The following is a 26110-nucleotide window of genomic DNA, read 5'->3' as shown; positions in this document are numbered from 1 at the left end:
AAAAATAGTGTATCAATTCTATGGTCGATAGCGATCTTTCTTTTCTGGCCCAAGAAAAGGAAGATTAAAACGTAATGGCCTGGCCTTCTTTCGTTTCACTACAGGAGAAATAGTTTGATATTCCCAATAATATATTTTGAGGAGAATGATGAAATAAGATATTAGCAAAGGACCGAATATAAGTCCTGGTATCTGGAAATATTTAAGTCCCATTATTACCCCGAGTACAGTTACGATGGGATGTGTATCAGCCATTTTCTTGGCTAATAGAAATCTTACCACATTATCTGCACTTCCCAGAATGATTGCGCCCCAACCTATTATAAATATGCCTTCCCATGCATGGCTTGTTGCCAATTGGTAAATTGCTGCAGGCACCCAAACAAGTGCGGTACCAACAATAGGAATAATAGAGGCGAAACCGGTTACCACTGCCCAAAAACCTGCTTCAGGCAGACCGGTAATTTTGTAAGCTGCAAATCCACAGAGTCCCTGAACTACAGCTATAAGTGGAACGCCTACGGCATTTGAGAAAGTTTGCGCCACTAATTCCCTTCCAAATAATTCGATCTTGCTGCGTGGAAATGGAAGGTAAAAAACAACAGCTGCTTCCATGCGGTTTACATTCATCAGCATGAAGTAGAGGAAGAAATACATCATCGATATAGTGGTGAAAAAATTGAGGCTATTATTAAGCACCTCACTCATCAGATTGGTGGATGTGGTTTGAATTTTAGCCATATTGGTATTTGAAAGCAAGCGAATACCAAATCTGGAGCTTAGCTGCTGGTCAAAACTTTTAAGTGTGTTTAATATTATATCCGGGTTATTTACAAATGCGGAAATTTTATTATATACCATGGAGGCAAACAGCGTAAGCGGGGCTAATATGATAATCACGCTGATTGTAATGATCAACACGGCGGCCCAGGTTTTGCTCCAGCCCCTCCTTTTTACAAGGTATTCGAGGGCGGGCTTGCTGAGTACATATAACATAACAGATGCCAGAAAAGCAGTGAAGAACTCAATCATGCTGTAAAGCAGGAAAAAAGCAAAAATCAGTATGATTCCGAGAAAAAAGTATTTGTTGATCTTATGATCAGATTTGATTTCCATGGTTTAGGTGCCTGTTTTCCGTTAGTTAGCTGTAATTTTAGGAACAAGTTAACCCGTAAAATATTATGCCATGAATGATCAGTCAAAATTTATAGCCGGTTTATTGCTGGGGGCTGCCGCGGGTGCGGCATTAGGCTATTTCCTCACAACGGATAAGGGAAAGGAGATCGTGGATGAAATTAAATCTGCTGCAGCCAATGCAGGTGAGGATGTAAAGGAAAAAGTTAAGCAATTTGAGTCGGAGATTGAGACGGCAGTGGAAAAAGGAAAGAAATGGGCCAATGATTTTGGAAAGGAAACAGATACATCTACAACAACCTGATACTTTTTTTATGGAAAAACAGGAAACCGGGTACTTCGAAAAGACCGAACAACTTGTACAGGAGTATCTGCAAAACAGGTTATTATTGTTGAAGTTACAAGGAACTGAGAAGGCCTCCAGGTTGGCTTCCGCTATGGTGATATTCCTGGTTGTTTTACTGCTAAGCTTCTTAATACTCATATTTATCAGTATGATGGGGGGATATTATTTTGCCGATCTAACCGGAAGCTTGTTTTATGGTTTTGGAATTGTGACGGGAATTTATGTGATATTGTTAGTTATAGTCTTTGCTCTTCGTAAAAAATTTCTCGACCCTTTCATAGCCAATACTGTGGTGAAAATTCTATTTGATAAACATTCCGAACATGAACAAGTTGATACAGAACACGCAGAGTAATCTCGGAGGTATAAATAATCTTCAGGATCTAAGAGCCGCTGAGAAAGTGCTCCGCAACAAAATCAAAGTTCAGGAATATGAAATAAGGCAAAACCTGAAGTCACTTCCTTCAGAAGCAGTGAAGGCTGGAGCAGGGGCTGTTATGCCCTCGTTACTTACTGGAAAAACCGCCGCACTAGCATTAAGCGCTGGTGCAGCTATTGCCGGTGGCTTTCTGGCGCGAAAGAAAACCTCTAAACTTGCCAGTGTGGCTGCAGCAGCTACAGGTGTTGCAGGGGGATGGAAGGTTGCAGGTGTTACTGCCCTCGCCCAGCTGGCTTTTAAATTACTATCCAATAGAAAGAACAAGAAACTGACTGAAAGAAAATCTTAATCAAACATTTTTTTGATCATTTTCTTATCATGCCCATATATGTCATCCCGAAAATTCAACCTTCCATCAGCATCAACCCAGGTTGTGAAATAACCAATGAAAACAGGTACATTCTGTTTCAGCGTTACATATTTTTCTTTTCCTGAATGCATAGCTGAGAATATTCGTTCCGAAGTCCATGTACTGTCAGCTCTCAGCAACCATTCGGCCAGGCGAACAGGTTCAGAAATCCTTATGCAACCATGACTAAATGCCCTTTTGGTTTGTTTAAAAAGTGTTTTAGAAGGTGTGTCATGTAAATAGATGCTATAGTTATTGGGGAATAGGAATTTGACCAGACCCAGAGGATTTCTATCTCCGGGCCTTTGCCGGATACCACCATTATACCATTCCATATCGTTTCGCTCGAGATAGGAGGGATTCCTCCTGATTGCGGGCAATACTTCGTTTTTCAGGATTCCAGGGGGAATATTCCAGTAAGGACTAAATACAACATATTTAAGGTTTCCGGTAAAAATTACTGTATTGTTACTAGTGGTACCCACCACTACTTCCATATCAAATATCTTTTTTCCGGCTTCATAAACATGTGCTTTAAATTCGGGGATATTTACCAGAATATAATCACCCATGGGTTGTTCCGGAACCCAGCGCATTCGTTCCATATTTACAAGGATTTGCCTGATTCGGTCGCTAATTGGTTTGTTAAGTTCTCTAAGGGTACTTCCACCTAAAATTCCGTCAGCTGCTAAACCATAACGGCTTTGAAATCTTTTTACTGCTTGAAGAAGAGTATCGTCAAACAAGGTAATGGTGTCGGAAGAATTAAGGTCTCCAGTGAGGAGAAGTCGTCTGCGGATTTTATGGATAATCAATCCGCTATCACCAAGCCGGATTTTTTTTTGGTTAATTTCAATGGGATTCCAGGCACTGTCTCTTTCTATATCATAATATCTTTTCAATTGATTCCTGAGCAATTGATATTGCTGATTAACTGGTTCATAACGACTAATTTCCTTGCCTTTTTCTTTTACAAGGGTATCAAGCATTGAAAGAAGGTTCGCTTTTTTGCGAGGTATGAACCACTCAAGATCGGCCGCGTTCAGACTACGTCGACCGCTATAAGCTCGGTTGGCATAACGAAAAAACTGAAAAGTGAGTCCCCATTCTACACCCAATCGGGTTGAATCAGGTAATGAGCTTACGCCATTACTACTGATTGAATCCATCCAACGGTTCAGGTAAACATTGTAAATGGCACTATCACCGCTATAATCTATATAATTTGATTGAAGGCTCCAGAAATTCTGGGCTTGTTCAGCAAGTCCGGAACTGTCAAACCATGCATACTGGAAGTTTCTTTGAGTATAAAAATTTCGAAAAAGTTGTTTGGCCGTATCAGGAACGGCGCGCTGTTTCAGGTAGTTTTCCATTCTTACACTATCAAAAAAGAGACCTGAAAAAGCATTTTGGATGGTAATTGCTGTATCCCTGGTGTTTTTCTGGAGATGCTGAGAATTGCCATTCCTACATCCGGAAATTAATATAATATGGACATATACAATACCTAAAACAGATAATATCCGCTTCATTATCAAGAGTTATCATTCAAAAATAACCATTAGATGGGGAGAAGGTTTTTCTTTCGTCCAATTTCCTTTCTGATTTGATGAATTTTACCTGCCATACCTTACCTTTGCGGCAAAATTCGAAAACCTCACCTAAAAAGGTCTTCATATATGTCAACTAAAGGAAAGATCAAACAAATCATCGGAGCCGTACTGGACGTGCAGTTCGATGGTAAATTGCCCGAAATTCTGAATGCACTGGAAATTAAGCGTCCGAATGCAGAACCACTGGTTCTGGAAGTCCAGCAGCATCTTGGAGAGGATAGCGTTCGCTGTATCGCCATGGATGGCACAGAAGGCCTCGTACGTGGTATGGAAGTAGTTGACACCGGCAAACCGATCGCTATGCCAATCGGTGAAGGTATCTATGGACGTCTCTTCAATGTAACTGGAGATCCTATCGATGGGTTACCGCCGATTGATAAAAGTAATGGTCGGCCGATCCACAATAAACCGCCCCTGTTTGAAAATCTCAGTACCTCAACTGAAATACTATTTACCGGTATCAAGGTAATTGACCTTATTGAGCCATATGCAAAGGGTGGTAAAATTGGATTGTTTGGAGGTGCGGGTGTAGGCAAGACGGTCTTAATCCAGGAGCTGATCAACAACATCGCAAAAGGTCATGGAGGTCTTTCTGTTTTCGCTGGTGTAGGTGAGCGTACGCGGGAAGGAAATGACCTGATGCGCGAAATGATTGAAGCAGGTATCATGAAATATGGCGATGCATTTAAGCATAGCATGGAAGAGGGCGGTTGGGATCTTGAGAAAGTAAATATGGATGATCTGAAAGATTCCAAAGCAACTTTTGTATTTGGTCAAATGAATGAGCCTCCAGGAGCACGTGCACGCGTTGCACTGAGTGGATTAACAATAGCTGAATATTTCCGTGATGGAGATGGTACAGGAAAAGGAAAAGATATCCTATTCTTCGTAGATAATATCTTCCGTTTTACCCAGGCTGGTTCTGAAGTATCGGCACTTCTAGGTCGTATGCCTTCAGCTGTGGGGTACCAACCAACGCTTGCAACTGAGATGGGTCTAATGCAGGAAAGGATTACATCAACAAAAAATGGTTCTATTACTTCGGTACAGGCTGTTTATGTGCCTGCTGATGACCTTACCGATCCCGCCCCGGCAACTACTTTTGCTCACCTGGATGCAACAACAGTTTTGAGTCGTAAGATTGCAGATCTTGGTATCTATCCCGCTGTTGATCCGTTGGATTCCACTTCCCGAATTCTTACCCCGCTGGTGGTTGGTGAATCACATTATGATACAGCCAACAGGGTTAAATTGATCCTTCAGCGCTATAAGGAATTACAGGATATCATTGCTATTCTTGGTATGGATGAGCTTAGTGATGAAGATAAAATGACTGTTCAGCGCGCCCGGAAAGTTCAAAGGTTTTTGAGTCAGCCCTTCTTTGTTGCTGAACAATTTACGGGACTTAAAGGTGTATTTGTAAGTATTGAGGATACAATCCGTGGATTCAATATGATCATGGACGGTGAAGTTGATGAATATCCGGAAGCAGCATTTAACCTTGTAGGAACCATTGAAGATGCCATTGAGAAAGGAAAGAAACTTATGGCACAGGCACAAGGATAATATTATTTGAGGGCCACTCAAATAGAAAACGACAAATTGATTTATGAATCTTGAAATATTAACACCTGAACGTAAGCTATATTCCGGGGATGTATACGGGGTGCAATTGCCAGGTGTGGATGGTTTATTTGAAGTGCTGGAAAAGCATGCGCCTATGGTGAGTGCGCTGAAACCTGGTAAGCTGAAAGTGCTGAAGGATAAAGGGCAATCAGATATTGCAGTATTTTTAATCCAGGGTGGCTTTGTGGAAGTATTCCATAATAAGGTTACAGTATTGGTTGAAGGTGCAGTGCCGAGCTAGTTATCCGTATAAAATAACTGATCTTCATACCCACAGGAAGATATTCCAGGATCTTTAGAAATTACCAGACCCGCTGTCTTCATGCAGCGGGTTTTTAATTTAATAAAAGGTTGAACCGTGATTTGACAGTTTAAATACCGTGAAAAAACGGTTTTTTTCATTTGTAAATGTTCCTAAAATTGTATCACGAACAAGGGTCAACATAAAGGCAGAGGAATTGAATCAGAAGAGGTAAAAGCCAGTGTTGATCTGAAGTTGGTAGGGTATAGTAAGAGGAACAAAAAACCGGGCTCCATTGGATGTCCTGGTTTTTTGTTTTTAGTTAATTCAGTTGGGGATCAAGCGGATAATTGATTAGTTGTTCATAATCTCCTCCCAGATCAATAAGGGCATCTTTCCATATCTCATTCATGTCTTTATGGAAGATCAACTTTCTGGTTCCTTTTGAAGTAATCCATGATTTTTCTTTAAGCTCTCCCTGTAATTGACCCTCAGACCACCCGGAATATCCGATAAAAAAACGGATGCTCGAAGATTCTACATCACCAGTTTTAAGAAGTGAGATCGCGGTTTCAAAATCACCTCCCCAATATGTTCCATCAGTTACCTCAAATCCACCTGGGATTTTATCGGGGTATTGGTGAAGAAAATGTATAGTATCTGGTTGAACAGGACCGCCAAAATACACCGTTAATGGCATGCCTTCTGCACTTGCCATGAGTTGGTCAAGTGTATAAGAATATGGCCGGTTGAGTACAAACCCAAAACTGCCTTCATCCTGGTGTTCACAAAGCAGAATTACCGTCCTCTTAAAATTCGGGTCTTTTAAGAATGGATCAGCAATTAGCAGCACCCCTGGCGCTGGTAAAATTTGTGTCATGGCATTAATTTATAGAATATTGTGGAATAAGACAAGAAATGTTTACTCTTACAATCAGGTACTCTGATCAAAGAGTAAGTTGCTTAAATGCTTATAAACTCCTGTTAATTCAGAAGTTTAGGGGCAGCGGGCAATACATTAAATATTTACCAAAGCTATTTTTGCTGTAATGAAGCGGATCTTTCCCCTAATCATCTTATTGGTTACCCTTTCTTTGGTAGGTATCATAGTGATACAGCTATCCTGGTTTCGTTCTATGCTTGTCATAAAGGAAGACCAGCTATCCGAAAGAGTTGTAAAGGCTATGTATGCAACTGGCCAGGAATTAATGGAACAAAAAGGCACATTGCCTTCCTTAAAGAACCGGAGGATGCGACCAAATATAACATGGCCATCCGATCAACTTATGATGGAGTTGATGAAGCCATCAACCATATCCGAAAAATTTACAACTTTTGAGGTGGAGGAGAAACTGCGTAAAAATTTTGACGCTTTCGGGCTCCAGGACACACAGTTTGAATTCGTAATTACCTCCGATGCCGGATTTCTAACCTATGATGAACTTCGCTCCCGAAATTTTGATGCAGTGGTTGACGACACTGTTAGAAACTTAAGATTTATAAATCCTTTACAGATACCGGGGGGAAGCAATCTGGAGGGATTAGTACCTGAGGAAGTGATGATGGTAGTGGTGCCCAATGTAAAGCATATTGTTTTCCGGGAGTTAAGGTGGATGTTGGCAGGAGCCATTCTTTTTACCCTAATATTACTTGCCGCCTTTTATGTTACGGTTAGTGCCCTTCTCCGTCAGAAAAAACTCAGTGAAATCAAAAATGATTTCATCAATAATATGACTCATGAGTTTAAAACACCATTAGCTACCATTTCATTAGCCGTTGATGCTTTGCGAACAGAAAAAGTGTCGAACGATAAGGATAAGATGCAATATTTCACAGGAATTATTAAAGAAGAAAACAAGAGAATGAATAAGCAGGTGGAAACCATTCTCCAGGCTGCATTAATGGACAGGCAGGAAATTCAATTAAGCCGAAGGCCGGTGAAGGTTCATTCTATCATAGAGCAAGTGTTGGAGAATTTTGATTTACAAATGCAAAGCCGGAATGGGCAGGTAGATGTGCAATTAAATGCAAAAAAAGATGAGATCATAGCCGATGAAGTTCATTTTACCAATCTGATCAATAATCTGGTGGATAATGCTGTTAAATACTCAAAGGATAATCTATTACTTAAAATCCAGACCAGCAGTAATAGCAAGGGAGTGCAGATTCGAATTGAAGATAATGGAATTGGCATGTCTAAGGAAAGTCTAAAGAGGATCTTCGAAAAGTTTTACCGGGTACATACCGGTAATTTGCATAATGTTAAAGGTTTCGGCCTGGGATTGAGTTACGTAAAAAATATTGTAGATGCACATAATGGAAAAATAAAGGTGGAAAGCACCCTTGGGAAAGGAACTACATTCATCATTGATATGCCATTTTCATAATTAGTTACCCCAAAGAAGAGAACCATCCCCGTAGCTAAGGAACCTATATCCATTTTCAAGGGCATAATTATAAACCTTTCTCCAATCTTCACCTATAAGTGCTGCTACCAAAAGTAAGAGCGTTGATTGAGGCTGGTGGAAATTAGTGATAAGTGCTCTCACCATTTTTACTTTATACCCAGGCGCAATAATTATCTGTGTTTTACAAACTATCCGGGTTAGGTCATTACTATCCATCCAGCGTAAGAGATGATGAATGGCCTCAGCTGGGAGAATGTCATTTTCCAGTTTTTGTATATAGGGATCCCATTGTTTTACAGATATGTCTTCCAGGGTTGCCTCAGGGCAAACAGCAACTTTAACCCCCATCCAATATAAGCTCTCCAGTGTTCTCATCGATGTTGTACCGGCTGCAATAATATTCCCATCATACCGAACTAGTTCTTCAAGGATTTGCCTTTGAACATCAATAAATTCAGCATGCATTTCATGGTCGCCGATTATTTCCGACTTCACAGGTTTGAAAGTACCCGCCCCAACATGTAAAGTAACAAAGGTTGAAGTGATTCCCTTTTCTCTAAGGCTTTCAAAAACATGATCTGTAAAATGTAATCCAGCAGTGGGTGCAGCAACAGAACCTTCCTGATTCGCATATATAGTCTGGTAACGCGTTGTATCAGAATCTTCACTTTTTCGGTGCAAATAAGGTGGGATAGGCATCTTCCCTGCTATATTCAGGATTTCGGCGAAAGTTATTTCGACCGGGTTCCAGCTGAAATGAATGGTAAAACTGTTGTCATTCCGGGAATAAATAGATGCGGATAAATGAACTGGAATTCCATCATGCTCCAATTTCTTTTCCAGAGTCATTCCTTGTTTCCACTTGCTGGCACCTCCGACCAAACAATTCCAGTACACTTCTCCTGAGGTTGCCATGGCGGAGCTGATATCAGAATAACGCTGATCAGGTTCAAGGCAGAATACCTCAATATCACTACCACTATTTTTCTTAAAGACAAGTCTTGCTCTTACCACCCGGGTATCGTTGAACACCAACAGGCTTCCTGCGGGAATTTCGTCGGCTAAATCGCGATATACTGATTCAGTTATTTCACCCTGACGATAAATAAGAAGACGGGAAGCATCTCGCTCTTCGAGAGGAAATTTCGCGATAAGGTCATCTCGTAGTTCATAACTGAAGTCAGCAATTTGAAGTGTATATGGGTTTTTAATATTCTTCATGAGGTGCAAAGTTGCATCAAATAATGATTAAAAGGAGGGATGTTCTCTTAGTAAGACGTGTACCATACAAGGGTTTCAAAGCCTATCCACAGGTTATGAACATCAATCCACATTTAACTCACAAATTATTCTGAGAATATAATAGTAAAATCGGCTACAACGTACAACTACTAAGGGTTTGAACGTAGTTCTACCATGTGGAAAAAATTAAAATTCCAAAACTTGTATGGTAAGTGGGAAAAAGTGTTATTTTGTGGTAATAAATGTCAGAAAGGTGTCATAAACGTATAAATGAAAGGTTTTCTAGGTGAATACGAAGCTACATTGGACGCCAAAGGGCGTTTCCTCCTTCCAGCAGGCCTTAAAAAGCAAATGCCTGATGGAGAGATGAAGTTCGTCATCAACAGGGGGTTTGAAAAGTGTCTGACATTATACCCCGTACAAAGTTGGGATCCTATATATGCGGAGATAAGCAAGTTGAACGATTTTGACCCGAAAGTACGTGAATTCAGGAGGTATTTCATGAACGGCGCAACAGAGGTAGAACCGGATACAGCAGGAAGAATCTTATTACCACCAAACCTGAAGGAGCACGCAGCATTAGATAAAGATATAGTTCTGGTTTCCGCATTTAACAAAATTGAAATTTGGGATGCGGGTCAGTATAAAAAGTTCTTTGAATCCTTCTCTTCTGAAACTTTTAGTAACCTGGCACAACAAGTAATGGGAAAGGCTAATGAAGCGGGAATGTAATGGCAAAAAAAAATCACATACCTGAGGAAGGTCTGTCTGCTGGTGACCATTTTCCACATAGTGGTAATGATTATCATGTGCCGGTATTGCTGAAAGAATGTATAAATGCCTTGTCCATACAGCGTGAAGGTGTATATGTTGATTGCACTTTTGGTGGTGGCGGACATTCTTCCGAAATACTTAGGAATCTGGGACCCACTGGAAAACTTTTCGCATTTGACCAGGATGCTGACGCACAGCGCAACTTGCCTGATGATGACCGGGTGGTATTCGTACCCCACAACTTCAGGCACCTGCAGAGGTTCCTTCGCCTTCACAGGCAAGATGCAGTGCATGGTGTGTTAGCGGATCTTGGTGTTAGTAGTTTCCAGTTTGATGAGCCTCAACGGGGATTCTCTATAAGATTCGATTCGGAGCTTGATATGAGGATGGACCAGCGTGGTACACTGAAAGCCTCGGATGTGCTTGCCAGTTATACTGAACAGAAATTGCATAAAATTTTTGAGCAGTATGGTGAAGTCACAAATTCGAAGACGCTGGCACGCACCATTGTTGAATTGAGAGGGAAGGTTCCGATGAATACGATTGGTCAGTTCAAAGCCGCGTTGCAGCCTGTAGTTAAGGGTAATCCAAATAAATATCTGGCCCAGGTGTTTCAGGCATTGCGCATTGAAGTAAATGATGAATTAGGTGCACTTAAAGACCTGCTGCAACAGCTGCCATTAGTTTTAAGACCAGGCGGAAGAGCGGTAATAATAACCTTCCATTCCCTGGAAGACAGGCTTGTGAAAAATTATTTCCGTGATGGAATCTTTGAACCTGAAGAAGATGATAATCCCTTTGAAAACAAGAAGAAACATTCAATGTGGAAAGTGATTACGAAGAAACCAATCTTGCCTTCTGATGCTGAAATGAAGCGAAATCCAAGGGCACGGAGTGCTAAACTCAGGGTTGCAGAAAGGATCTAAATAAGTTGAAATAGAAAGTTATAGTATAAGAATAAGGGTTTTGGTGAAATGTTAATGTCCTAATGAACAACCATCCATAATTATTAGATATGGAAAAAGAGAAAAACCAAAGAGAAAAAAGGTTTGGTATAAACTACCAATTCATAATCCGGAACCTGCCCTTTTTCCTTTTTCTGAGTATGCTTGCAGTTGTTTATATATATAACGGTCATTATTCCGATAAGTTGATAAAAGATATAAACAAAACGGGGAAGGAGTTGAAAGAATTGCAATATGAGTACAAGACTATGAAAAGTGAAGTAATGTTTAGGAGCAAACAGTCAGAGCTCGCAAAGGTTGTGGAGCCCATGGGCTTGAAGGAATTGATCACCCCGCCGGTTGTTATAATTGACAGTACAGACAATGAAAATTAAATAACATAAATCAGCTGCCGCATTGGAAGTTAAACGCGACATACTGTGGAGAGTTTACCTGTGTTTCATCGGTATGGTGGTTTTGTCAGCGGCTGTTCTGGGAAGAGCTCTTTACATACAAAATGCTGAAGGTGAATACTGGCGTAGTAAAAGTGATAGTCTGCATACCAGGATAATAAACCTTGAAGCAGACAGGGGTACTATTTTTAGTTCCGATGGCAGCATGCTAAGTACCTCTATCCCGTATTTCAATATCTATATTGATTTTGGTGCAGAAGGACTTCGTGAAAAAAATGGAAAGCGATTCAGGGAGAACATTGATTCACTGAGTCTCTCTTTATCAGGTCTGTTTTCAGACCGATCAACTTCAGAGTATAAGAAATTGCTACAGGCTGGTTTCCGGAAAAAAGACCGATATTTTTTATTGAAGAAGAACATTGATTTTAGTCAATATAAGCAATTACGTCAATTCCCCCTTGTGAGGCAGGGTCGCAATAAGAGTGGGTTTATTGCAGAAGTAAAGAGTAAACGCTTAAATCCTTTTGGACTTTTGGCAAACCGGACGATTGGCCTGGCAAGAGAAAATGCACAGAATGTAGGATTAGAGCGAACCTACGATAGCTTATTAAGAGGAGCTACTGGAAAAAAGTTAGTAAGGTTTATTGCTGGTGGAGTGGCTGTTCCGGTTGAGGGATATGAAATAGAACCGGAAAATGGAAGGGATCTGGTAACAACACTGGATGTAAACATTCAGGACATAGCTGAAAACGCACTCATGAAAATGATGGTGCAGAATGAGGCAGTGAATGGTACATGTATCGTCATGGAAGTAGCAACAGGTAAAATAAAAGCTATTGCTAATCTTGGAAAAAGAAAGGAAGGTGAATATTGGGAAGACCTGAATTATGCAATACGCGCTTCAGAACCAGGATCTACATTCAAGCTAGCAACAATGTTAGCAGTTCTTGAAGACAAGAAAGCTCATATTGGAAATCATGTGAATCTTGAAAATGGGGTTTGGAAAGTTGGAAGGAGAACAGTTTACGATAGCGAAAGACATAAAAGAACAGAGGTTACTTTACAACAGGCTTTTGAACTAAGTAGTAATGTGGGGATGGCGAAGCTGGCAATGAACTATTACGCGAAAAATCCGATGCAATATATTAATCATCTACGGAAATTGAAATTGCATGAAGGATCTGGTATTGACCTCGTTGGTGAAACTCGACCGGTAATAAAAACTCCAAAATCAAAAACATGGAGCGCCACTTCATTACCCTGGATGTCTTTTGGTTATGAAGTAATGGTAAGTCCGCTTCAGACATTGATGTTATACAATGCTGTTGCGAATAATGGAACGATGATGCAGCCCTATCTGGTAGAAGAAATCCAGAAGGATGGATTGAAGCTCATTGAAAATCAGCCGAAAATTATGGTGGAAAAGATTGCAAGTGAATCAACCTTAAGTCAATTGCGTACATGTTTAGAAGGAGTGGTAAAGAATGGTACCGGGAAAAGCTTGCAGTCTCCATTTTACAATATAGCAGGAAAAACAGGTACTGCTTTGGTAGCAAATGGTAACAGGGGATACTCTGATCATATATATCAGTCATCGTTTGCCGGATATTTTCCAGCAGATAATCCAAAGTACAGCTGTATAGTAGTTATTGTAAATAAGCCACATGCACCTGTGTACTATGGCGGATCTGTAGCAGGACCAGTTTTTAGGGAAGTGGCAGATAAACTTTTTGCATTGCAAGCACAGCAAATTCCGGTAAAAACTGCCTTGCTGCCACCCCAGGATAGTACATCATTTTATTATTCGGGTAATACCAGTGAGGTACGGACGATTCTTGGAAAGATGAAAATACCATATCGGGATAGTGTTGGAAACGCAGATTGGGCGTCGGTTCAGATGGATACGAATTTTAAGACAGTACTTCATCATAAACCGATTGCTGGTAAAATTATACCCGATTTAAGAGGTATGGGTTTAAGAGATGCCCTTTATGTTCTTGAAGAAATGAAAGTTAAAGTAGTGGCTAAAGGAACTGGAAAAGTAAAGGCACAATCTATAGATGCGGGAAAACCTGTTACTAAAGATCTTTCCATAACACTCGAACTGAACTGATGGCCATACTACAAGACATATTGTACCAGGTTAAGCTTCGTTCTGTGAATGGTGATTTGCAGACTGATATCAATTCACTTCAAATCGATTCAAGAAAAGTAGTGCCTGGGGCTTGTTTTATTGCTATTAAAGGCACCGAATCGGATGGGCATAATTTTATCCGGAATGCTGTAGATAATGGAGCTATTGCAATTGTTTGTGAATATTTACCGGAAGAACTGCATCCTGATGTTACATACGTAGAGGTTAATAATAGTAGCGAGGCGGTAGGATGGATGGCTCATCATTTTTATGATCAGCCGTCACGCAAATTGAAATTGATTGGTGTAACAGGCACTAATGGAAAAACTACAGTTGCAACCCTGTTATATAAGCTCTTTACAGCGCTGGGATATGATTGTGGACTTATAAGTACTGTCAATATTTTGATAGGGGGGGAAGTGATTGCCTCAACTCATACAACACCTGATGCAATTAGAATAAATGAGCTCTTGTTTAATATGACTAAGGTAGGATGCAGCTTCGCTTTTATGGAAGTTAGCTCACATTCTATCCACCAATATAGAGTAGCCGGATTGCAGTTTTCAGGTGGAGTATTTACCAATATCTCACATGATCACCTTGATTATCATAACACCTTTGATGAGTATATAAGGGTAAAGAAAAAGTTTTTTGACAATCTGCCTGTTACAGCTTTTGCTATTTCAAATCTTGATGATAAAAGAGGTGAAGTGATGTTGCAGAATACTATGGCAACGAAATATTACTATAGCCTTCGGACTATTGCAGATTTTAAAGGAAAAATATTGGAGAATAGCCTGACGGGTTTAAACATGATGGTTAATGATCAGGAAGTCCATTTCAGGATGATTGGTGAGTTTAATGCCTATAACCTGCTTGCAGTATATGGGACTGCAATTTGCCTGAACGAAGATAAAAATGAAGTACTGCGATGTCTTAGTGTATTGAGTGGTGCAGAAGGGAGATTTGAGTACGTTATATCATCTATAGATAAAATAATAGGAATAGTTGATTATGCACATACTCCGGATGCTCTGGAGAATGTACTAAAAGCTATTAATCAATTGCGAAGTGGAAATGAAAAGGTGATAACAGTTGTGGGGTGTGGAGGTAACAGAGATCGGACAAAAAGACCTCTGATGGGCCAGGTAGCATGCGATTATAGTAACAAGGCAATCTTTACTTCTGATAATCCTCGGAATGAAGATCCGCGGTTAATTCTCAAAGACATGGAAAGTGGATTGAATACTGCTGCAAAGAGAAAATTTATTTCAATTGAAGATAGGTATGAAGCGATTAAAGCTGCGTTTAGTATAGCTACTCCAGGTGATATAATTCTGATTGCTGGAAAAGGTCATGAGAAATACCAGGAAGTCAATGGAGTAAGAAATCATTTTGATGACAGGGAAGTAATGTTGAAAGTGATGGAGGAATTGGAAAAATAAATAGAATAGGTTTAAAATATTGAGGGAACCGAACATAGAAACGAAAGATAATTGACTGTTTCAAATTTTGGTTCTTCCTTCTTAAAGTCTTAGGACGGTTACAAACAAAACGCTGCACGGCTGGACACCGCGCGGCAGCCAGTAAACAAACAACCATCATGCTGTACCACTTAATTGATTGGTTAAAGGAAATGGGTTTCAAATTCCCGGGAAGTGCGCTGTTTCAGTTCATCACTTCCCGGGTATTACTGGCCGTGATTTTATCATTAATTATCACAACTGTTTTTGGAAAAAAGCTAATAAACTATTTATTACATAAGCAGGTGGGGGAGAGTGTACGTGATTTGGGGCTCCAGGGTGAACAACAAAAGAAAGGCACTCCAACAATGGGTGGTCTTATCATTATACTGGCCATTCTGTTACCAACTCTATTATTGGCAGATCTAAATAAAGCTTATGTAAGACTCATGATTTTCAGTACCATCTGGCTGGGGATCGTTGGATTTATTGATGATTACCTTAAACTAAGAGCAAAACGGATAGCCCAACAACAAGGTGTAGCTTATAGAAAAGGAGATAAAGATGGCTTAGCGGGATGGTTTAAGATATTAGGACAGGTTGGTTTGGGTCTGATCATCGGATTGACATTACTCTTCAATGATAATACAAAAGCATGGCGGGAATATAAAGGAACACCCGGCAGTAATGAAGCAGTTAAAACTGTGAAGTTCCAGGAAAAGGAACGCTATTTTGTTGAAGCTGATGAACCCATTTCAACAATTCCTTTTGTTGCCGGTCATGAGTTCAATTACGCAAAACTGCTTCCCGAAGCACTGCGTGGATTTACCCCTGTTCTGTATATACTAATTGTGATTTTTATTGTAACTGCAGTGTCAAATGGAGCAAATATTACTGATGGGCTTGACGGTTTAGCTACAGGGGTGAGTGCATTGATCGGGATTTGCCTGGGAGTATTCGCATACGCAAGCGGCAACCTGCTTCTTGCCGATTACTTGAATATCATGTATATACCCAATCTTGGGGAGCTGTCTATTTTCATTGGTGCAATGATAGGTGCATGTGTGGGCTTTCTCTGGTACAATGCTTATCCAGCCCAGGTATTTATGGGTGATACCGGAAGTCTTACACTTGGAGGAATCATAGCCGCCCTTGCTATCATTGTGAGAAAAGAATTACTGATCCCCATTTTTTGTGGTGTTTTTCTTGTAGAGAATTTAAGTGTTATGGCACAGGTAAGTTATTTCAAATATACCCGCCGAAAATATGGAGAAGGTCGAAGAATATTTTTGATGAGTCCTCTTCATCACCATTACCAGAAGTTGGGTTATCATGAAAGTAAAATCGTAACAAGATTTTGGATCGTTACCATATTATGTGTGATTTTTTCGATTGTAACATTGAAGATCCGTTAAGGTAGTATTGAAAAACCGACCGTTGCTGTTAATAGAATTTGTGGTGCAGTTGATCCTATGCTTTTGAAAAACCCCCAATCCGTGGAAGACCATTATTTTATTAATGAGTAAAGAAATTATCATATTAGGGGGAGGCGAAAGTGGCGTAGGTGCTGCTTTATTAGCAAAGCAAAAGGGGTTGCCCTGTTTTGTGAGTGATGGTGGCAGGTTAAGAGAAGAACACAGGAAGGAACTTTCTGCTGCAAGTATCGAGTTTGAGGAAGGATCTCATAGTGAAGAAAGAATAATGAATGCTCACCTGGTTATCAAGAGTCCTGGTATTCCTGAAAAGAATGAACTGGTGAAAAAGATTCGGTTGAAAGGAATAGAGGTGATCAGTGAAATTGAGTGGGCAAGTAGATTCATGGGTGATAGTAAAGTGATCGCCATCACTGGAAGTAATGGCAAAACCACCACAACAGCTTTGACATTCCATATATGCAGGCATGCTAATTTGGATTGTGCGTTGGTGGGTAATATTGGGACTTCCTTCGCAAGACAAGTGGCGGAAGATCCAAAACCCTGGTATATAGTTGAGGTCAGTAGTTTTCAGTTGGATGATATTGTTCATTTTCGACCGCATGTTGCGATTCTGACAAATATCACAGAAGATCATTTAGACCGGTATGAATACATCTTCAATAATTATATCAGGAGCAAATTCCGGATAACAATGAACCAGCAGGCAACTGACCATTTTATTTATTGTGAAGATGATGAAGTTACCAAAACACATATAAAAGAATTTTCGATCCTATCTAACCCATTACCATTCAGTATGAGAAAAGAAGTACTCCAGGGAGCTTTTATTAAAGACCAGGAAATGACCGTAGTTACAGGCGATGAAAAATTGCAGATGAGCATTTATGATTTTGCCCTTAAGGGTAAACACAATCAATACAACACCATGGCAGCAGGATTAGCAGCCTCCGTTATTGGGCTGCGGAAGAATAAGATTCGGGAGGCGATTCAGTCTTTCGAGGCGTTGGAACACCGGATGGAACATGTTGCATCAGTAAGGGGTGTTGAATTCATAAATGACAGTAAAGCAACCAATGTTAACAGTACCTGGTATGCATTGGAAAGCATGACGGCTCCGGTAATCCTGATTCTTGGTGGCGTAGATAAGGGTAATGATTATTCGCTTATTCTTGAATTAGTGAAAGAGAAAGTAAAAGGCATTGTTTGTATGGGAACTGATAACACGAAGATCCATCAAGCATTCCAGAATGATGTTGCTGTAATAGTCAATACGACGAGTGCCGCTGAAGCTGTTCATTCCGCTTTTCAGCTTGCTGACAAAGGTGATGTTGTTTTGTTAAGTCCCGCCTGCGCCAGTTTTGACCTTTTTAAAAATTACGAAGATCGGGGTAACCAGTTCAAGGATGCTGTGAAAGCCTTATAGTGCTTTTATTGCCCTTGTCAATTAGAAATAAGTGAAGATGAACCATCTGCTAAATAAAACACGTGGCGATAAAGTTATCTGGACACTAGTAGTGATCCTGGCCATGATGTCATTACTGGTGGTATACAGTTCTACCGGCTCATTGGCATATAAAATGTATCGAGGTAATACTGAAGTTTATTTATTTAAGCAGGTTGTGTTTATTGCAATTGGACTGATGTTGATTTATTTTGCTCACCTTATAAATTATACGCTTTTTTCAAGAATAGCCCAGGTACTCTTTTGGATCACAGTGCCACTACTTTTATATACATTATTTTTCGGAGTTAAGCTTAATGAAGGGAGTCGTTGGATTCGATTGCCCATAATCAACCTGACTTTCCAGACCTCTGATCTTGCAAAGCTTGCTTTGTTTATGTATCTCAGCAGGATGCTCAGTAAAAAGCAGAACATTATAAAGGATTTTAAAACAGGTTTTGTACCCGTGATTATCCCAATAGCAATCACGTGCCTGTTGATAGCGCCAGCCAATCTGTCGACCGCTCTTCTTACAGGCGCTACCAGTATGATGTTATTGTTTATTGGAAGAGTAAGAATGAAGCATCTTTTTCTCACAGGGTTGGTTGCTATGATTCCTGTTCTCCTGTTGATCTTATCAGCAGTAATCCAACATAACAGTAATGGTATAAAAGCAAAAGCAGAGAACCGATCAAGACTAACAGCAAGGGTTAGTACATGGGTGAACAGGGTTGAAACCTTTATGTACGGTGGCAATTCCCAGGATGATGAGGATAATTATCAGGTTAACCAGGCTAAGATTGCCATTGCGAAGGGAGGAATAGTTGGTTTAGGACCCGGTAATAGTGAACAAAGAAACTTCCTTCCCCATCCTTACTCTGATTTTATCTATGCAATTATAATTGAAGAATATGGTATTGTAGGTGGGGCTGTTGTAATGTTTGTATATCTGATATTCCTTTTCAGGAGTATACAGTTATTTAGGAAATGTCCATATGCCTTCGGGGCATTTCTCGCATTGGCTTTAAGTTTTACACTGGTTATTCAGGCAATGGCGAATATGGCTGTTAATGTTAATTTATTTCCGGTTACCGGCGTCACGCTTCCTTTGTTAAGTATGGGAGGAAGTTCTTTCCTGTTTACCTGTGTGGCAATAGGCTTGATTTTAAGCGTATCGAGGTATGTTGAAAAAAGTGAACTGAAACCAGCTGTGCAATCTTCACCCGAAAATGAATTAAGCTGATGGGTAAGAAGATAATTATAGCAGGTGGAGGTACCGGGGGACATATTTTCCCCGCAATTGCGATTGCTAACGCCTTGAAGAATCAGGATCCCTCAGTTGAGATACTTTTTATTGGAGCAAAAGGTAAGATGGAAATGGAAAAAGTACCTCAATCCGGTTATCAGATAAAGGGCTTAGATATTGCTGGCTTTAACAGGAGCTCATTGATAAAAAATATAAGCTTGCCATTCAAACTGATCCGAAGTTTTTTCCAGGTTCGAAGCATTTTCAAAAATTTTATGCCCGATGCAGCAATTGGGGTGGGTGGATATTCAAGCTTCCCGGTTTTGCGCTATGCCCAACAAAAAAGAATTCCAACTTTTTTGCACGAGGCTAACTCATTTGCAGGGAAAACTAACCAGATGTTAGGAAGGAAAGCTACACGGGTTTTTGTTGCAACTGGTGGGATGGATAAATTTTTTCCTGTAAACAAGATCAAGGTGACCGGAAATCCCGTAAGGGCCTCTATAGTTCAGGCTGCGATCAAACGTGATGATGCATTACGTTTCTTTGGACTTGATCCGGAAAGAAAAACAGTTTTATCCATAGGAGGCAGCCTTGGGGCGAAAAGTATAAATGAAGCTGTAGAGGCCGGGCTTTCAGAATTTGAAAAGAATGACCTTCAATTAATTTGGCAAACAGGGAAACCTTTTGCACAAAGGGGTAAGGAAGCTGCAAAAGGTCATAGGGGCATTTGGGTAGATGAGTTTATTACACGTATGGAAAACGCCTATGCGGCTGCCGATCTGATAATTTCAAGGGCAGGCGCTATGGCCATCGCTGAAATATGTGTAGTGAACAAACCAGTTATACTGGTGCCCTATCCACATGCTGCAGAAGATCACCAGACAGTGAATGCCAGGAATCTTGTGGGTAATAATGCAGCTTTGATGATTACTGATAAAGATGCTGCGCAGAAGTTAGTGCCAACAGTAATTGCTCTAGCTAAAGATCAGGAAATGCAGAAGAAGCTTATTGAAAATATCAAACCACTGGGTCTTATGGACGCGGACGATGTGGTAGCAAAAGAAGTTCTGAGTTTAATTGTTTAAATCATAAAATTTATCTTGATTAATTTAAATGACATAAAAGAAGTTTACTTCCTTGGAATAGGGGGAATCGGGATGAGTGCCCTTGCCCGATATTTTTATGCACTTGGTAAAAAGGTAAGTGGCTATGATAAAACAGCTACTCCACTTACGACCGAATTAGAGAACGAGGGTATCAGGATTCACTTTCGGGAAGATATTGGAGCAGTTCCTGCGAGTCCTGACCTGGTTATTTACACTCCTGCAGTACCTGCAGAACATATTGAATATGTCCATTTCAAGCAAATGGGTACTTTAATGATGAAAAGGAGTGAAGTGCTTGGACTAATCAGTAATAATACATTTAATATCTGTATAGCAGGAACGCATGGCAAAACAACCACCTCAAGTATGACAGCTCATTTGTTACGTCATACGGGCTACGGATGTAATGCTTTTCTCGGAGGTATTACCGTCAATTATAATACTAATTTCTGGAGTCATCCCCGCCAGGTTGCGGTTATAGAAGCTGATGAGTATGACAGAAGTTTCCTGAGATTGAGTCCGGATATTGCTGTGATCAGTTCTATGGATGCGGACCACCTGGATATCTATGGAACAGAGGAATTACTGCAGGAGGCGTTTGTTGAATTCAGCAGGAGGTTGAAGCCTGAGGGAACATTGTATAGTAAATATGGATTAGCCAAATCAGCGTCACTGTCAGCATTCAAACATTATACCTACAGCTTAAATGATGCGTCAGCAGATATTTACGCTACGAACATAATAATGCAGGAAGGTGGCTATCGTTTCTCGGTAGTATTTCCTGATGGCGTCATTGACAATATCATTCTTAACATGGGTGGCCTCCATAATGTTGAAAATGCAGTTGTTTCTATTGCTATAGCGAGAAACCTGGAGATTGGTCAGGTAAAGATCAAAGATGCAGTAGAGGCATTCAGGGGTGTAAAAAGACGATTCGAGTATGTACTAAAGAATGAGAAGCTGGTATTTGTGGATGACTACGCCCATCATCCCGAGGAGCTAAAAGTACTTATTACTGGAGCGAGATCTTTATTTCAAGGCAGAAAATGTACAGTGATCTTTCAGCCACATCTTTTTTCAAGAACCAGGGATCTTGCTGAAGCATTTTCTGCAAGCCTTGATCTGGCAGATGAAGTGATATTGCTACCCATATACCCGGCAAGGGAGTTGCCGATCGAGGGCGTTAGTAGTGAAATAATCAGCCGTAATATCAGTAGTGAAAAAGTTAAACTCTTGAATAAAGAGCAACTGTTAAATCATTTAGCCAGCAATTATTTGCATGATGATATTAATAGATTAATTATTACCGCGGGTGCAGGTGATATTGACACGCTAGTAAAACCTATAAAAGAATTATTCAATTGAAATGAATAAATCCAGGATCAATATCAAAAAAATTATTGCTGCCTTTCTCTGGCTGATAGCCACCATTTCTTTGGTGGTGGTTCTGGTGGCAGCAATCAATACGAGTAATGATGCTACTTGTGCAGGAGTAGAAGTAGAGATCCGGAACGATGAAAATTTCCTTTTCCTTGATAGTAAGCAAGTTCTCAATCTTCTTACTGATTCAAGGAATGGGGCAATCAAAGGAAGGCCTGTCGCAGAAATAGATTTGCGAAAGCTCGAAGCAATTCTCAGGAAAAATATATGGGTAAAAGATGCCCAGTTATTTTTTGATAAAGACCGGGTGCTACAGGTACTTGTAAAGCAGAAGGAGCCAATTGCACGGATATTTACTCAGGCGGGAAACTCTTATTACCTCGATACGAGTGGTACTTACCTGCCCTTATCACAGGGAAGGCCTGCAATAAAATTACCTGTGTACACAGGACTACCCACGAAACTGAAATTGTCGCGGCAATCTGATAGTTCGTTGTTAGCCGATATTTTGTCCATTAATAAAACCCTGATCGAAGATTCGTTTTGGTCTGCCCAGATAAGCCAGGTGTCTGTGACACCCTTATATGAATTCGAAATGGTACCATTGATTGGGGATCATATCATACTCTTTGGAGATGGGAAGGAGAGTGTTAAAAAGTTTCGGCAACTGGAAATATTTTACAGGAATGTGATGGCTAAAACAGGATTCAATTATTACAGTGAAATCAATGTGAAATATGCTCAACAGGTAATTGGTAAAAGACGAAATGCAATATCCACATCCGTGGATAAAAAAAGATGGATGGTTAATGTTAGTGCAGCACCTTTAGCGGTTAGTAGTAATGCGCAGGCCGCAGAAACTACTACAGCCAATCTATCCCATCCCTCTGGAAAAACTAATCCGGCACAATCCGCATCCAAACCTGTTGCAATTCACAAGGCGATAATGAATAAACAAAACAACTAAAAACAACATAGCATGAATTACGAACAGCCCATTATTGTTGGACTCGATATTGGAACGACCAAGATCGCTGCCATTGCGGGTCGCAAAAATGAGTTTGGCAAACTAGAGATCCTGGGATTTGGTCGTGCAAACAGCAATGGCGTTAAACACGGCCAGGTTTTAAATATTGATGAAACAATCAAAGCTATAGCTGCAGCGCTTGAAAATTGTTACGCCTCAAATCCTAATCTTGAAATAAGTGAGGTGTATGTTGGTATAGCCGGGCATCATATTAAAAGTCTCCAGACACGGGGTGATATTGTGCGTCAGACAACTGAGGAAGAGATTTCCCAACGAGAGATCGACCAGCTGATTGCTGACCAATACAAGACTTATATCCCTGCAGGTGACCAGATAATTGATGTGATACCGCAGGAATTCACAGTAGATAATTTTCAAAACATTCCTAACCCCATAGGTTATGGTGGTGTGAAAGTGGGAGCTAATTTCCATATCATTACAGGTGATAAGAATGCGATTCGAAATATTAACAGGGCTGTAGAGAAGAGTGGATTACATACAAAAGACCTCGTGTTGCAGCCTCTTGCTTCTGCAGCAGCGGTAATGGGGCAGGAAGATATTGAAGCCGGTGTAGCCATTGTGGATATTGGAGGTGGCACTACAGACCTCGCTGTGTTCTACGAAGGAATTCTAAAGCATACAGCCGTCATACCTTTTGGAGGCGAGAATATCACTAACGATATTAAAACAGGGCTGGGTGTATTAAAAACGCAGGCTGAGCAGATGAAAGTACAGTTTGGCTCAGCTCTTGCTAATGAAGCAAAGGCGAATGCATTCATAACTATTCCGGGTATGCGCGGACTGCCTCCTAAGGAGATCAGCGTAAAGAATCTTGCAAATATTATCCAGGCAAGGATGAGTGAGATCATGGACTTTGTGACCTATCATCTTAAACAGGTGGGTATGGATAGTAGAATGCTCAATGGTGGGATCGTACTTACAGGAGGTGGATCACAACTAAAGCATCTTATCCAATTAACTGAATATGTAACCGGATTAAATGCGCGTATCGGTTATCCAAATGAGCATCTGAAATCCGGACATATTGATGAACTCACCAAGCCTGTATATGCTACCTGCATAGGTCTTATACTTAAGGGATACGATGATTATGAAAGAAATCGTAAGCAGTTTGATCAACGTTACAAAGCAGTTGAGATACCTAATGATCTGCGAAAAGCCATAGAAGAAGATTCAGCCAATGAACAGGAAGATAAAGTTGAAGAAGTAGTGTCAACCGGAAAGCGAAAGGCAGGATTAAATGTAAATGGATTCTGGAACAAGTTCAAAGACAACCTGATTGATCTTTTTAAAGAAGAGGAAGATCATAAACTATAATATCGCCTGATCCATTTTAATTTTTCGATTAACCCATTAATAATTGTGAAATGATACACTTTGATTTACCAAAAGAAAAATCATCCATCATTAAGGTGATTGGTGTTGGAGGTGGGGGCAGCAATGCTGTCAACCATATGTTTAGTCAAAGTATTGACGGGGTGAATTTCATCATATGCAATACTGACGCCCAGGCTATAGCGCTGAGCGACGTTCCCAATAAGATCCAGCTTGGTCCGCATCTTACCCAGGGCTTAGGGGCTGGCGCAAATCCTGAAATTGGCAAACAGGCAACTGAAGAAAGTTTAGAAGAGATCAAGCGCATTCTGGAAGTGAATACCAAGATGGCATTTATTACCGCCGGAATGGGCGGTGGCACAGGTACCGGAGGTGCACCAATCATCGCAAAGATTTGTAAGGATCTTGGAGTACTTACAGTCGGTATTGTTACAACACCATTTTCATATGAAGGAAGGAAGAGGCAACTCCAGGCCGAAGAGGGTATTCAGCAATTAAAACAGAATGTAGATACCTTACTTGTTATCAGCAATGACAAGCTCCGTCATCAGTACGGTAACCTGAAAATGAAGGAAGCATTTGAGAAAGCTGACAATGTACTGGCAACAGCAGCAAAATGTATCACTGATGTTATAAGTAGTACCGGTCAGATCAACGTTGACTTTGCAGATGTGTGCACAGTAATGCGCAATGGTGGCGTAGCCATACTTGGAAATGCAGCATCTAATGGAGAGAATCGCGCTCAACGTGCCATTGAGGAAGCACTTAATTCACCATTACTTAATGATAATGATATCAGGGGTGCAAGATGGATTCTGATAAATATAAATTCTGCGGAGGGTGAACACGAATTCACTATGGATGAAGTGGATATCATTCAAAATTATCTATTGAACCAGGCGGGTGAGGACACGGATGTTATACTTGGTTTGGGTTATGATAATTCATTAGGTGACAGAATTGGTATAACCCTGATTGCTACCGGGTTTGAGTATAAGGATCCATTTAATAAGAGGGAGGTAAAACAACCTGAGCAGAAGAAAGAAGAGAAGATAGTTATGACATTGGTGTCGCGTACGGAAGAACCAAAGGTTTATGACCAGCCTGTACTGCCTTTTGTTACGGATGAGAAAATGACGCCGGATCCGGTTAAGATCAGGGAGGAAAGAACAACCTCTGTAATAATGCCTGAAATTAAGGATACCCTTGCAGAAGACCTTCAACCGAAGTTGGTAGAGGAAAAACCTCAAATTTCGGAACCTAAAGAAAATAAGGTTCCGGTAATATTTTTCTCCGATGAAGAATCAGAGGCAGTAAAAGAAAACGAGGAAAAGATCGAATTTAAACTTGTTGAAAATAATTCTTCGGTGTCTGCAGCATCCGGAGGATACTTGGCCAAGCCTTCCAATATTTATGCAGAACCGGCTACCAGGCCGGAAACAAATTCCAGGCCCCAATACACGTCTCCTGTGAACGAACAACCAATTGCTCAACAGTTGCCGGCATTGCCACAGAAAGAGGAGGAACCCTCGTTCGATATGCAACTGGTGATCAAGGATCATTCTCCTGCGGCGGATAAGCCAGGGGCACCATCAGCTCAACCTAAAGAACATGTTCCTGCTGAGGAGCCGGCAATGCCGGACGAAGCGGAAGAACAAAAAAGGAAAGCCGCTGAAAGAATACAGAAACTAAGAAATCTGTCATTCAACATCAACGCTGCCGACCCTAATAATGAGTTTGACACTGTGCCAGCATATATCCGCCGCAATCTTGAACTCTATAATACTGTTTCACCAGCTGAGAATTTCTACAGCAACTATACGGTGAAAACAGATGAGCATAATAATACCCAGATCAGCACCATCAATACTTTCCTTGATGGTAAAAAACCGGACTAAGCAGATGTATTCCGTCTTTGAAAACAAAGTTTGTTTTTAGTTGTTTATCCGTATGGATAGCCGGCCCCACGCTTTTGCGAGGGGCCTTTTT

The 26110-nt window shown here is 40.6% G+C and carries 23 protein-coding genes; 19 read left to right on the top strand and 4 right to left on the bottom strand.

Going from position 1 to position 26110, the window contains the following annotated elements; all coding sequences use genetic code 11:
• Window positions 1–18: 18 nt before the first annotated feature.
• Complete coding sequence (locus V6M43_RS03880; protein ID WP_332732722.1) at window positions 19–1116, bottom strand: AI-2E family transporter; 1098 nt, start codon at window positions 1114–1116, stop codon at window positions 19–21.
• Between the two features lie 70 nt (window positions 1117–1186).
• On the opposite strand from V6M43_RS03880, the gene V6M43_RS03875 reads away from it, so the two are divergent.
• From V6M43_RS03875 to V6M43_RS03865, 3 genes are read left to right on the top strand one after another with little or no spacing between them, the layout of a single operon-like run.
• On the top strand, window positions 1187–1438 hold the full coding sequence (locus tag V6M43_RS03875) for a YtxH domain-containing protein (RefSeq protein ID WP_332732721.1): 252 nt from the start codon (window positions 1187–1189) through the stop codon (window positions 1436–1438).
• Window positions 1439–1448: 10 nt separating this feature from the next.
• On the top strand, window positions 1449–1835 hold the full coding sequence (locus V6M43_RS03870) for a phage holin family protein (RefSeq protein WP_332732720.1): 387 nt from the start codon (window positions 1449–1451) through the stop codon (window positions 1833–1835).
• Entirely contained in the window at window positions 1804–2208 is a 405-nt protein-coding gene (locus tag V6M43_RS03865) for a hypothetical protein (RefSeq protein ID WP_332732719.1), read from the top strand. Before V6M43_RS03870 ends, V6M43_RS03865 begins: the two co-directional genes overlap by 32 nt.
• Here the strand turns inward: V6M43_RS03865 and V6M43_RS03860 are convergent.
• Window positions 2205–3800, bottom strand: coding sequence for a L,D-transpeptidase family protein (locus tag V6M43_RS03860; RefSeq protein WP_332732718.1), 1596 nt, complete (start codon window positions 3798–3800; stop codon window positions 2205–2207). The genes V6M43_RS03865 and V6M43_RS03860 overlap by 4 nt on opposite strands.
• 147 nt (window positions 3801–3947) lie before the next feature.
• Here V6M43_RS03860 and atpD point away from each other — a divergent pair, with 147 nt between their 5' ends.
• Window positions 3948–5447 (top strand): F0F1 ATP synthase subunit beta, encoded by a 1500-nt coding sequence (gene atpD, locus V6M43_RS03855; protein ID WP_039127325.1) that lies wholly within the window; start codon window positions 3948–3950, stop codon window positions 5445–5447.
• A gap of 43 nt (window positions 5448–5490) precedes the next feature.
• Window positions 5491–5748, top strand: coding sequence for an ATP synthase F1 subunit epsilon (gene atpC, locus V6M43_RS03850; RefSeq protein ID WP_039127329.1), 258 nt, complete (start codon window positions 5491–5493; stop codon window positions 5746–5748).
• Between the two features lie 322 nt (window positions 5749–6070).
• On the opposite strand, the gene V6M43_RS03845 is transcribed toward atpC, so the two are convergent.
• The gene (locus V6M43_RS03845) at window positions 6071–6628 is read right to left on the bottom strand and encodes a YqgE/AlgH family protein (protein WP_332732717.1); all 558 of its coding nucleotides are present in this window, start codon (window positions 6626–6628) and stop codon (window positions 6071–6073) included.
• Between the two features lie 169 nt (window positions 6629–6797).
• Between V6M43_RS03845 and V6M43_RS03840 the strand changes: the two genes are divergently transcribed.
• Window positions 6798–8135, top strand: a complete 1338-nt coding sequence (locus V6M43_RS03840; protein WP_332732716.1) for a sensor histidine kinase — start codon at window positions 6798–6800, stop codon at window positions 8133–8135.
• Here the strand turns inward: V6M43_RS03840 and V6M43_RS03835 are convergent, their stop codons facing one another.
• Complete coding sequence (locus V6M43_RS03835; RefSeq protein ID WP_332732715.1) at window positions 8136–9377, bottom strand: S-adenosylmethionine:tRNA ribosyltransferase-isomerase; 1242 nt, start codon at window positions 9375–9377, stop codon at window positions 8136–8138.
• Between the two features lie 291 nt (window positions 9378–9668).
• Here V6M43_RS03835 and mraZ point away from each other — a divergent pair, with 291 nt between their 5' ends.
• From mraZ to ftsZ, 13 genes are all read left to right on the top strand, one after another.
• Window positions 9669–10130, top strand: coding sequence for a division/cell wall cluster transcriptional repressor MraZ (gene mraZ, locus V6M43_RS03830; RefSeq protein ID WP_332732714.1), 462 nt, complete (start codon window positions 9669–9671; stop codon window positions 10128–10130).
• Complete coding sequence (gene rsmH, locus V6M43_RS03825) at window positions 10130–11098, top strand: 16S rRNA (cytosine(1402)-N(4))-methyltransferase RsmH (RefSeq protein ID WP_332732713.1); 969 nt, start codon at window positions 10130–10132, stop codon at window positions 11096–11098. Before mraZ ends, rsmH begins: the two co-directional genes overlap by 1 nt.
• An 89-nt stretch (window positions 11099–11187) precedes the next feature.
• Complete coding sequence (locus tag V6M43_RS03820; RefSeq protein WP_039127345.1) at window positions 11188–11511, top strand: FtsL-like putative cell division protein; 324 nt, start codon at window positions 11188–11190, stop codon at window positions 11509–11511.
• Window positions 11512–11584: 73 nt separating this feature from the next.
• Window positions 11585–13642: a penicillin-binding protein gene (locus V6M43_RS03815; RefSeq protein ID WP_332732712.1), complete on the top strand. Its 2058-nt coding sequence runs from the start codon at window positions 11585–11587 to the stop codon at window positions 13640–13642.
• Window positions 13642–15108: a UDP-N-acetylmuramoyl-L-alanyl-D-glutamate--2,6-diaminopimelate ligase gene (locus tag V6M43_RS03810; protein WP_332732711.1), complete on the top strand. Its 1467-nt coding sequence runs from the start codon at window positions 13642–13644 to the stop codon at window positions 15106–15108. Before V6M43_RS03815 ends, V6M43_RS03810 begins: the two co-directional genes overlap by 1 nt.
• 158 nt (window positions 15109–15266) lie before the next feature.
• The gene (mraY, locus tag V6M43_RS03805) at window positions 15267–16541 is read left to right on the top strand and encodes a phospho-N-acetylmuramoyl-pentapeptide-transferase (protein WP_332732710.1); all 1275 of its coding nucleotides are present in this window, start codon (window positions 15267–15269) and stop codon (window positions 16539–16541) included.
• A gap of 103 nt (window positions 16542–16644) precedes the next feature.
• Window positions 16645–17985, top strand: coding sequence for a UDP-N-acetylmuramoyl-L-alanine--D-glutamate ligase (gene murD, locus V6M43_RS03800; RefSeq protein WP_332732709.1), 1341 nt, complete (start codon window positions 16645–16647; stop codon window positions 17983–17985).
• A gap of 37 nt (window positions 17986–18022) precedes the next feature.
• Window positions 18023–19246, top strand: coding sequence for an FtsW/RodA/SpoVE family cell cycle protein (locus V6M43_RS03795; RefSeq protein ID WP_332732708.1), 1224 nt, complete (start codon window positions 18023–18025; stop codon window positions 19244–19246).
• A complete protein-coding gene (gene murG, locus V6M43_RS03790; RefSeq protein WP_332732707.1) occupies window positions 19246–20337 on the top strand; it encodes an undecaprenyldiphospho-muramoylpentapeptide beta-N-acetylglucosaminyltransferase in 1092 nt (363 codons plus the stop codon). The genes V6M43_RS03795 and murG overlap by 1 nt, the downstream gene beginning before the upstream one ends.
• Window positions 20338–20352: 15 nt before the next feature.
• On the top strand, window positions 20353–21723 hold the full coding sequence (gene murC / locus V6M43_RS03785) for a UDP-N-acetylmuramate--L-alanine ligase (protein WP_332732706.1): 1371 nt from the start codon (window positions 20353–20355) through the stop codon (window positions 21721–21723).
• A 1-nt stretch (window position 21724) separates the two neighbouring features.
• Window positions 21725–22705 (top strand): cell division protein FtsQ/DivIB, encoded by a 981-nt coding sequence (locus V6M43_RS03780; protein WP_332732705.1) that lies wholly within the window; start codon window positions 21725–21727, stop codon window positions 22703–22705.
• A gap of 12 nt (window positions 22706–22717) precedes the next feature.
• A complete protein-coding gene (ftsA, locus tag V6M43_RS03775; protein WP_332732704.1) occupies window positions 22718–24103 on the top strand; it encodes a cell division protein FtsA in 1386 nt (461 codons plus the stop codon).
• A 50-nt stretch (window positions 24104–24153) separates the two neighbouring features.
• Window positions 24154–26019 carry a cell division protein FtsZ gene (gene ftsZ / locus V6M43_RS03770; protein WP_332732703.1) on the top strand — a complete coding sequence of 622 codons (1866 nt, stop codon included), beginning with the start codon at window positions 24154–24156 and terminating at the stop codon, window positions 26017–26019.
• The last annotated feature ends 91 nt before the right edge of the window (window positions 26020–26110 follow it).

This window comes from Flavihumibacter sp. (assembly GCF_036676075.1).
Classification (GTDB): domain Bacteria; phylum Bacteroidota; class Bacteroidia; order Chitinophagales; family Chitinophagaceae; genus Flavihumibacter.
This window is presented reverse-complemented; position numbering and strand designations above follow the sequence as displayed.